Annotated in this window: 2 protein-coding genes; both read left to right on the top strand. The window is 60.5% G+C overall.

Going from position 1 to position 588, the window contains the following annotated elements:
- Positions 1-189 (top strand): hypothetical protein (locus tag AC0L15_RS14740; RefSeq protein ID WP_473496529.1); only part of this gene is annotated, 189 nt, incomplete at its 5' end.
- 113 nt (positions 190-302) lie between these two features.
- Positions 303-473 (top strand): hypothetical protein, encoded by a 171-nt coding sequence (locus AC0L15_RS14735; protein WP_077383756.1) that lies wholly within the window; start codon positions 303-305, stop codon positions 471-473.
- The last annotated feature ends 115 nt before the right edge of the window (positions 474-588 follow it).

The following is a 588-nucleotide window of genomic DNA, read 5'->3' as shown; positions in this document are numbered from 1 at the left end:
CAAACCGCATGGCGCTGCGGCGGACACGACAGGGGGAAAACTGTAACCCATGTATCCGGTTCAAAGTGTTACCCATCCATCAACTGGACACGGCAGGGCGATGAGGGGCGGCACCAAGATCGACAATTGGTGGTCTCCGCCAAAATCGGAAATTGTCTTCCGTCTGAAGCGATTGCCGTCGTGATTTGAACGCGCCGCAAGCTACCGGCTGACCGGGCGAACCCGCTGCGCCCCGCTGATTAGTGTGGGAACGGGGCGCCTGATAGGATGCGGTTGTACGAATCATGTCGGAGGAGCCACACATGAATCTCAGTGCGCCTACGCAGCTTATTTTCATCATATCCCTTGTTATCGCCATCATCGGTCTTCTCGCCGCTCTCGGCGTTTTTGCGTTCATTCCCCTAGCCGCGGTGTGGATCGTCCTCATCGCTTATATCGTGCTTGCCGGCGGCTGCCTGGTTCGCGGCGCTTAAGCCCTCAGATCTCCCAGGCAACTCGGAGCGGGCGGGCCCCACACCGGGGGGGGTGTTGTTGTTTGTGTGGGTGGGGGGCCAGGCCGCGCGGGGGGGAGGGGCTTTTTGGGAGCCG

This window comes from Mesorhizobium sp. WSM4846 (genome assembly GCF_055811415.1).
Note: the sequence above shows the minus strand (reverse complement) of the source record. Positions and strands in the feature narration are given on the sequence as shown.